The organism is Dietzia sp. B44 (genome assembly GCF_014145245.1).
Lineage (GTDB): Bacteria > Actinomycetota > Actinomycetes > Mycobacteriales > Mycobacteriaceae > Dietzia > Dietzia natronolimnaea.
Genome location: NZ_JAALEF010000511.1, coordinates 14,966 through 23,238, shown reverse-complemented (window position 1 = coordinate 23,238; position 8,273 = coordinate 14,966). Strand labels below are relative to the sequence as shown.

The window sequence follows — 8,273 nt, the reverse complement described above, 5'->3', positions numbered from 1 at the left end:
GCGACACCTTTTCCCATGACCTCCAACGCGGCGTCACGATCGGCGATGACCTTGTCCTTCCGGGCGGCGTCTGACTCGAGTTTGCTGATCTGCTTTTCCAGCTCAGCGATGCGCGCCTGCTCCGGCGACTGGCCAGCCCGGGGCCTTCTCTTGGACACGGTGCCCAGTGTTCCCGCTTCGATCTGGGCCCGCCACTGCTTGACGCTGGAATCGTAGAGGCCCTCTCGGCGCAGCACGCGGCCCTTCTGCCCGGACGGGGCCTGCTCGTACTCGGCGACGATGCGCCGCTTGTACTCGGCCGTGAACGTCCGCCGGGCCGGCCGCCCGGTCCGCGGGGCCTGAACCGTCTCCTGCGTCGAGGTCGTCGGCGTCGGCTGCGAGGCCTCCAGGGCCGCGTCAGTAGTTGCAGTGATAGTCATGCTGGGTTCTCCTTCTCCTCACGCCCCAGCCTCTCAACCAGCCAGCCCGGGTGTCTCACCTCAGTCTGGCGGATAGGGGTACACCCACCCGGCGTAGGTGCGGATGTAGGTGATGTCGGCTACCCATAGTTAATTTGGCCGCTCGGCGACGAACTTGCGTTCCACCAGGTCAGCGGGCCGCTCGGTCTCAGCCTTGGGCCGAGTGGTGCGCGGCGACTTGGCCCTCTGGACCCCCTTGAGTCTTTCAGCTCTCATGAGGCGTTCGACGGTGCAGCGGGCGACCTGGTGGCCGGCGCGTCCCATCTCCTTCCACATCTTGCGGGCGCCGTACACGTGGTAGTTCTCCTCGTACATCGTGGTGATCGCGGCCGTCAGTTCGGCGTCGCGAACCGACCGCGCTGAGGGCGGTCGGGTCTTGGCGGCGTAGTAGGACGAAGGCGCGATCGCGGCGCTGGTCTCGGACAGTGCGTCGCAGATCGGCTGGACACCGTGTTCGTCCTTGTGGCGGTCGATGAACTCAACCTTCAGCGCTGTGGACGGTCCAGCTCCGCGATGCTCCTATGTCAAGCCCCGCTCACGCCGCCGCCTGAATTGCAGGGATCGGAGTGCGTGGCGCTGCAGTTGGAGGCGGCGACGTGGCCTCGGCCACGGGCCGTGCTTCGTCGGCGCGCATCGCTGCGAACACCCGGTCCGATATCCGGCGGCGGAGCAGTCGCAATGCCTCGGTTCGGGTCTTGCCGGCGGCGATGAGCTTGTCGTAGTAGTCGGTGCCTTCGCCGCCGAGCCGCAGCTGGGTCACCGCGGCCATGTGCAGCGCGGTGTTGATGCGCCTGTTACCGCCCCGGGACAGCCTGACGCGGACCTTGTTGCCAGACCACACTGGGATCGGAGCCGTGCCGTTAAAACGGGCGAAGGCGTCTTTGGACTTGAACCGCCTGACCCCGGCAGTCTCGCCGATGATCATGGCCGCTCCGAGCACCCCAAGCCCCGGGACCTCAAGCAGGTGCTGATGATTCGCGCGCGCCAGCTTGCTCAGGCGGCTCTCGATCTCGTTGATCCGCCGGGTGAGCGATCGGATGTCCTCCAAGATGTCGCGGGCGATCTCCGGCACGACCCCGGTCAGGCCGTCCAGGTGGGTAATCAGCTCATCGAGAAGATGGTAACGACGCAGCGCCCGGGACGGTATCTGCAGGTCAGGGTCGATCTCGTGCAGGAACCAGCGGACCTTGGACTGCAATGCGGTACGGCGAGCGACCAGGCTGCGACGGTGGTCGGACAGTAGCTTGATCTCCCGCGCCGGCCCCGGCAACTCGGCCGTCGGTAGGTCACTTTCGCGCAGGGCAACGCGTGCCACGGCCTCTGCGTCGATCGGGTCGGACTTGCCGGGTTCGCGACCCGACCGGCGCATACCCGCCATCAGCCGGGTGTGGACTCGCACGACCTTGTGCCCGGCGTCGAGCAGGTCGGCTTCCAGGCGCCGGGTCAGGTGCCGGCAGTTCTCGATCGCAATGATCACCTCCTCGAACTGCTCGAGCCAGGTCATGATTTTCTGATGCCCGGCCGCCCGGGCCTCGACTGTGAGGACATCGATCCTCCTGCCGACCTCGTCGACAGCTACGAGCGTGTGCCAGTTCTTGTGGGCATCAATTCCGATGACAGTCACCGCGGGCCTCCTTCTGATCCGTTGCCGTACGTTCGGCACCGCCGACCGAGGTCGGGCACGCCTCAGTCGGGCAGGACGAGCGAGCAAGCTCCTATCAGGCCACGGCCTTGATCAGCGATGCACACCCGGTGGAGCGGCACATCGCGGACAAGCCACCTATGGCAGCGAAAAAACGAGCCAACCCCACCGGGCATCATCATTGTGGTACTGAAGCGAAAAAAGCCGACGCCTGCTTCAAGATCGTGTTCGCCCGCCGCAGCTCGCGGTTCTCCTTCTCCAGCTGGGCCAGGCGGGCGTCGCGATCAGCCGAGACCGACGAGGCGTCTTGGCCCTCGGCCTGGGCTTTACGGACCCAGGCCCGTAGTGCTTCGCGGTGCACGCCGAGCTGCTCAGCGACACGCACGATCGCACCGTGTGAGCGGTCGGGGTCGGCCAGTGCTTCCAACGCCATCCGCGTCGCTCGTTCGCGCAGCTCGTCCGGGTACTTGCGAGGTGCTCCCATGGTTCTGATGATCCCTTCCCGGGTAATCGATGTCTCCATCAAACCCGGGGCGATGCACGTCGATGCCGACGGCCAGCCGGCCGAGCTGCACTTGGTGATGGACAACTACGCCGCCCACAAGCACGCGAACGTCAAGGCCTGGCTGGCCGACAATCCACGGTTCACGGTCCACTTCACACCCACTCACGCCTCGTGGATGAACCTGGTGGAGGTCTGGTTCGGCATCGTCGAACGCCAGGCCATCCGCCGCGGGTTCTTCACCTCCGTCAAGGACCTCAACGCCAAGATCCGCACCTTCATCGACGGCTGGAACAACCGCTCCCACCCCTTCGTCTGGACGAAAACCGCCGACGAAGTCCTCGCGAAAGCCAACCGTAAGAAGACTTCAAATGCGGACCACCAGAGACGTGTTTAGGCGTGCTGGCGGACGGAGTGCTCGCCGAGCGAGCGAGTGCGCGTCGGGTACGGACTACTGTCCCATGACAGGTGTCGGGAGTGACCGGGCGATGATCTCCTTCATGATCTCGGTGGTGCCGGCGTAGATCTGACTGACCCGCAGGTCGGTCCATGCGCGCGCAATCGGATACTCCTCCATGTAGCCGTAGCCGCCGTGGAGTTGCAGGCAGGTGTCGGCGACTTGCTGAGCGCGTTCGGAGCTCCAGTACTTCGCCATCGCGGCGGTGGGGATGTCCAGTTCGCTCTTGACATGCAGGTCGAGACACTCGTCGATGAAGGCGCGGGTGACGCGGGCTTCGGTGGCGACCTCGGCGAGCTTGAACTTGGTGTTCTGGAATCCGAAGATCGGTTTGCCGAACGCCTCGCGCGTGAGTGTGTACTCGTGTGTCAGGTCCAGCATCAAGTCCATCGACGCGGCGCAACTGACGGCGACGATGAGCCGCTCCTGCGGGAGCTGCATCATGAGCTGGACGAAGCCCTGCCCCTCCTCGGTGCCGAGCAGATTGCTGGAAGGCACACGTACGTCATCGAAGAAGAGCTCGCAGGTGTCTTGCCCCTTGAGGCCGATCTTGTCGAGGACACGGCCGCGCCGAAATCCTTCGGAGCTGGTCGGCACGATGACCAGTGAGACGCCTGCAGCAGCCTGATCCGGGCTGGTCTTGCAGGCGACGAGCACCATGTCTGCGTGGTAGCCGTTGGTGATGAAGGTCTTGGCTCCGTTGATGACGTAGTCGTCGCCTTCTCGGACTGCCTTCGTCTTGATTCCCTGGAGGTCGGAACCGGTCCCCGGCTCGGTCATCGCAATGGCGGTCACGACCTCGCCGGAGGCCATCTTGGGCAGCCATTCGCGCTTCTGCTCCTCGGTGCCGTAGTGCAGCAGGTAGTGCGCCACGATGCCGCTGTGGAGTGCAGCCCCCCAGCTGCTGTCACCGATGCGGGCCTGCTCCTCGATAAGGATCGCCTCGTGGAAGAAGTTGCCGCCGCCCCCGCCGTACTCCTCGGGAACGGAGGCGCACAACAGGCCGAGCTCGCCGGCGCGGGTCCATAGTTCGCGGTCGACGCGCTTCTGTTCGATGAACCGCTCGATGTTGGGCTTGATCTCCCTCTCGCAGAACGTCCGGGCGAGTTGACGGAAGTCGTCGAGGTCCTGGTTCATCCAGGGTGAACGGCGGCTGGGCATGGGTCCTCCAAAGATTATGTGCCGGGTACAGGGTGTACCCGAAGGCTACGGGTACACCCTGTACCGCGCCAGTCCCTTTCGGGTTAGAATGTGCTGGTGGATCTTGCGAGGTGGGTGGACACGGCCGTGGTGCGCCGATCGACGGCGCACGAATCGCACCGGTCGGCACGACGAGAGCAGATAGTGGTGGCCGCGGCTCGTGCGATCGAGGAGTACGGTCCCGGCGTCGGTACTGCCCAGATCGCGGAACGGGCAGGCGTTGCGCGGCCTCACGTCTACCGGCACTTCGACAGCAAGGAAGACCTCGAACGAGAAGTGCTCCGATTCGCGGCTGATCAGCTCATCGACACCGTTCGTCCCGCCATGCGCGTGAGCGGTACAGCTCCCACCATCATCGAAGGCGTGATAGGCGCTGCCATCGGATGGGCTGCCGGTCATCCCAACCTGTATCGCTTCATGGCGGCGCGCCAGCAGAACAAGGAGACGCACCGGGCCAGGTTGGGGCGCACACGGTTCCTCGGGGAGGTGGTGTCCGCAGCCTCGGCATACATGCGCACATCCGAGGTACAGGTCGATCCCCCGGACGGCGTGATGGCGGGGTTGATGGGCATGGTCGACGCGGGGATCATCTGGTGGCTGGACCACCACGATGAGTCGAAGGAAGAGGTGACCACCCGGATCGCCCATCAAGTTTGGCTGATCATGCGTGATCTCGCCCAGAGCGTAGGGGTTGCTGTGGACAACGACCTTCTGTTGAGCGCGCGATGAGGGACCTCTCGCCCGGAATGGGCGCACCCCGAGCCCGTCGAAGCGGTCCCGCGTTGGAACGGCGACGCCCCGTGTGCGACCGGTGGCTGGAAGAGGTCGGTGACCTGGTGCGGCGGATGCCCGACGTCTGCATCTCGGCAGTGCCCGGCGAGCAGCCGGCCGGCTGGCCGCGCACGGCCGTAGCGCTCAAGACTGACGGTCTGGTCAACACCGCGGTGCGGCGATGACGCCGGCGCCGGGATCGCACCTTGAGGCGACCTTCTTCCTCGATCACGACCACGCTTCGGTACGCGACTTCACCCAGCACGTGATCGCCGGCGCGTCGAGCCCCCGAGAGAGAGCGTCCCTGCTCTTTGCTGCAGTGCGTGACCAAATCTGGTACGACCCCTACTCGGTCTCCGAGGATCCTGAGCATTACCGGGCGAGCCACGTCCTCCAGGCCGGCCGCGCCTACTGCGTGCCCAAGGCGGTGCTACTGGCCGCGGTTCTGCGGGCCGCGGGCATCCCTACCCGACTCGGCTTCGCCGATGTACGGAACCATCTGCAGACCGACACCTTACGAGCCGTCATGGGTGGAACGGATCTGTTCGTCTATCACGGCTATTGCAGCGTCTACATCGACGGACGATGGCTGAAGGCCACACCTGCCTTCAATGTCGAGTTATGCGAACGATTCGGCGTGCCACCGGTCGAATTCGAGGGACGGAGCGACGCGCTCATGCACGCCTTCACCTCCGACGGGACTCGGCACATGGAGTACGTACGAGACCACGGTAGCTTCGACGACCTCCCCCTGGGCCGCATTCTGTCTGCCCTCCACCAGGCCTACGGACCTATGGTCACCGCCGCTGCGGGGCCTGACGATGCCTTCACTCCTCCAGCTACCACCGGAGAGACCACTCCGGAAGGATCCGTGGACTCATAAGGGAGCACCTGGTGAGCCACTCCCGCCGGGCGCGGTCCTTCTTAGGGGCTGCGGAAGTGGTACTCAAGGGTGCTGGTGGGCGCGTCGGAAGTGGCTCGGTGAGCTGCCGGTCCATCCTTTGAAGGCATGCGAGAAGTTCGTGAGGTCGCTGTAGCCCAGTTCGGCGGCGACCTCACTGACAGACGTGGAGCGGTCGAGCAGCCGTATCCGGGCGCGGTCGAGCAGTGACTCCTGGAGGAGTTCGCGGAAGCTGGTTCCCTCCGCGGCGAGGCGGCGTTTCAGGGTACTCGAGGAGATCGAGAACTCATTCGCGACCGATTGGATGGTCCTCACCCCTGGCCCGTCGTCCAGCAGTGCCCGCACCCTGCGGGTGAAGTCCCGGCTGCCGCCCTGACGTTCGAGCGCCTGCTGGAGGCTGGTGACGGCGACGTCGTAGGCGACTGGGTCGGGGAAGCGGCAGGCCGCGTGTAGCGTCCGTTCAGGGATGTGCACATAGGACAGGGGGGCGTTGAAGATGAGCCGCGCCCCCGGCCAGGCTTCTCGAGCCCCGCTGCTTGGCTCCGGCCAGCGACTATGCATGGTCACCTCCGACGCGTCGTCGACCAGTCGGTCGACCAACCGCATGAGGGCGAGTCCGCAGTAGGTGACGGCGAGACAGTCCAGGTCGGGGTCTGCCGCGTTCCCGGTGAGCCGGATCGTCAGGTCGTCGCGCTGGGGATCGGACTGGGTGGTGACGGCCTCGGTGATCACGGGAAGATAGGTCAACAGCTGAACGACCTGGGCGACGGTTCCTGCGCTGACCAGCGGCACGCTCAACGGCCCGAAGGACGTGAGCTGGGCCTGTTCCGCGCAGGCGATCCCCAGCTTCGTTGCCTGCTCGGCATCGAGGTCCGGGTAGACCTCGCGAAACCACCGCAGCGGTGCCTGCTCCTGGGTCCGGATCAGAGACAGTTCCCCGGTTCCCTCGCGCGCCATGATGGCACGGAACTGCTCGGCACTGTCCGGATCGATCGCCGGACTGGCCAGCAGCTGCGCGAAGGCAAGCGCTGGGACGCCCGGCTCGCTTCTCTGCACAGCGCTCCTCACGTGACCCGATCTCACAGCAGGATGACACGATTCAACATGGTCATCGCCGATATCAACGACAATACTGGAGAAAATGTCGATGACGTAGTCAATAGTGAGGGAGTTGTAGATGACAGTCGTTACCTTCGTGTCATACGACGGGGAGAAGCACGAGGCGCCCATCGAGGAGGGCTGCTCGCTGATGCAGGTCGCCACGAACAACGCCATTCCGGGCATCGATGGTGACTGCGGCGGAGAGGCCGCATGCGGCACCTGCCACGTGATCGTCGATTCCGCCTGGGCCGCCAAGGTCGGCCCCTCCGGCCCGGAGGAGGAGGAGATGCTGTCGATGAACCCCGAGCGAGAGCCGACGTCGCGGCTGTCGTGCCAAGTCCAGGTCTCCCGGTCATGGGACGGCTTGACCGTGCAGTTGCCTGAATTCCAGATGTAACAGGAGGTGTTGACGAGATGAAGATCCCTGACGCAGTGAAGACGAAGGTCGACGCCGCCATACCCCTGGATCGCCAGGTCCAGGCCGCGCACCTCTACGACAAGAGCCGACGTTGGTTGACGGGCACGAACGGGCAGAAGATGTTCGTCGAACGCCCGATCCCGCCGGTCGAAGAACTCGCGCTCGAAGACATCGACCTCAGCAACCCCTTCCTGTACCGACAGGGGCAGTGGGCCCCCTACTTCGAGCGCCTGCGTAACGAGGCCCCGGTGCACTACCAGCCCAACAGTCCGTTCGGGCCGTTCTGGTCGGTGACGCGGCACGCCGACATCATCGCTGTGGACAAGAACCACGAGGCCTTCTCCGCCGAGCCCCTGATCGTCATCGGGGCGCCGCCGCGGTTCATGGACATCGCCATGTTCATCGCCATGGATCCGCCCAGGCACGACGTTCAACGGCGCGCCGTCCAAGGCGTGGTGGCTCCCAAGAACCTGCGCGAGATGGAGGGCCTCATCCGGGAGCGCGTCAGGGACGTCCTGGACAACCTGCCCGTCAACGAGCCTTTCGACTGGGTGAGGACGGTGTCGATCGAGCTCACCGCGCGCATGCTGGCGACCTTGCTGGACTTCCCCTACGAGCAGCGCCACAAGCTTGTCGAGTGGTCGGACCTGGCCACCTCCATGGAGCAGGCCAATGGAGGGCCCTCCGACAACGACGAGCTGTTCAAGGGCATGGTCGACATGGCGCGTGGACTCAGCGCACTGTGGCATGACAAGGCCGCCCGCCTGGCGGAGGGAGAAGAGCCGGGTTTCGACCTGATCACCATGTTGCAGAGCGACGAGGC

General features: G+C 65.1%; 11 protein-coding genes and 1 pseudogene. 6 read left to right on the top strand and 6 right to left on the bottom strand.

Annotation, left to right across the window (positions count from 1 at the left end):
• The 4 genes from G6017_RS16395 to G6017_RS15425 all read right to left on the bottom strand — a co-directional run.
• The coding region (locus G6017_RS16395; RefSeq protein ID WP_194307903.1) for a transposase at positions 1–419 on the bottom strand (419 nt) is incomplete at its 3' end.
• A 129-nt stretch (positions 420–548) separates the two neighbouring features.
• A complete protein-coding gene (locus tag G6017_RS15435) occupies positions 549–794 on the bottom strand; it encodes an IS3 family transposase (protein WP_228549072.1) in 246 nt (81 codons plus the stop codon).
• A 199-nt stretch (positions 795–993) separates the two neighbouring features.
• Positions 994–2,082: an IS110 family RNA-guided transposase gene (locus tag G6017_RS15430; RefSeq protein WP_069389779.1), complete on the bottom strand. Its 1,089-nt coding sequence runs from the start codon at positions 2,080–2,082 to the stop codon at positions 994–996.
• 196 nt (positions 2,083–2,278) lie between these two features.
• Positions 2,279–2,584, bottom strand: a complete 306-nt coding sequence (locus G6017_RS15425) for a transposase (protein WP_069389780.1) — start codon at positions 2,582–2,584, stop codon at positions 2,279–2,281.
• Between the two features lie 79 nt (positions 2,585–2,663).
• Here G6017_RS15425 and G6017_RS15420 point away from each other — a divergent pair.
• Positions 2,664–2,999 (top strand): annotated as a pseudogene (locus tag G6017_RS15420) (transposase); the annotation flags it as partial.
• A 54-nt stretch (positions 3,000–3,053) separates the two neighbouring features.
• Here G6017_RS15420 and G6017_RS15415 read toward each other — a convergent pair.
• Positions 3,054–4,220: an acyl-CoA dehydrogenase family protein gene (locus G6017_RS15415; protein WP_069389782.1), complete on the bottom strand. Its 1,167-nt coding sequence runs from the start codon at positions 4,218–4,220 to the stop codon at positions 3,054–3,056.
• Positions 4,221–4,316: 96 nt separating this feature from the next.
• Between G6017_RS15415 and G6017_RS15410 the strand changes: the two genes are divergently transcribed.
• From G6017_RS15410 to G6017_RS15400, 3 genes are read left to right on the top strand one after another with little or no spacing between them, the layout of a single operon-like run.
• Positions 4,317–4,988, top strand: a complete 672-nt coding sequence (locus G6017_RS15410; protein WP_235027696.1) for a TetR/AcrR family transcriptional regulator — start codon at positions 4,317–4,319, stop codon at positions 4,986–4,988.
• Positions 4,985–5,215 (top strand): hypothetical protein, encoded by a 231-nt coding sequence (locus tag G6017_RS15405; protein WP_176475171.1) that lies wholly within the window; start codon positions 4,985–4,987, stop codon positions 5,213–5,215. The genes G6017_RS15410 and G6017_RS15405 overlap by 4 nt, the downstream gene beginning before the upstream one ends.
• A complete protein-coding gene (locus G6017_RS15400) occupies positions 5,212–5,913 on the top strand; it encodes a transglutaminase-like domain-containing protein (protein ID WP_069389783.1) in 702 nt (233 codons plus the stop codon). The genes G6017_RS15405 and G6017_RS15400 overlap by 4 nt, the downstream gene beginning before the upstream one ends.
• A gap of 63 nt (positions 5,914–5,976) precedes the next feature.
• On the opposite strand, the gene G6017_RS15395 is transcribed toward G6017_RS15400, so the two are convergent.
• On the bottom strand, positions 5,977–6,987 hold the full coding sequence (locus tag G6017_RS15395) for an AraC family transcriptional regulator (RefSeq protein WP_069389784.1): 1,011 nt from the start codon (positions 6,985–6,987) through the stop codon (positions 5,977–5,979).
• Between the two features lie 121 nt (positions 6,988–7,108).
• On the opposite strand from G6017_RS15395, the gene G6017_RS15390 reads away from it, so the two are divergent.
• Together G6017_RS15390 and G6017_RS17065 are read left to right on the top strand one after the other, a co-directional pair.
• Complete coding sequence (locus tag G6017_RS15390) at positions 7,109–7,429, top strand: 2Fe-2S iron-sulfur cluster-binding protein (RefSeq protein WP_007628312.1); 321 nt, start codon at positions 7,109–7,111, stop codon at positions 7,427–7,429.
• 17 nt (positions 7,430–7,446) lie between these two features.
• Positions 7,447–8,273: cytochrome P450 family protein (locus G6017_RS17065; RefSeq protein WP_182611319.1), on the top strand; the 827-nt coding region annotated here is incomplete at its 3' end.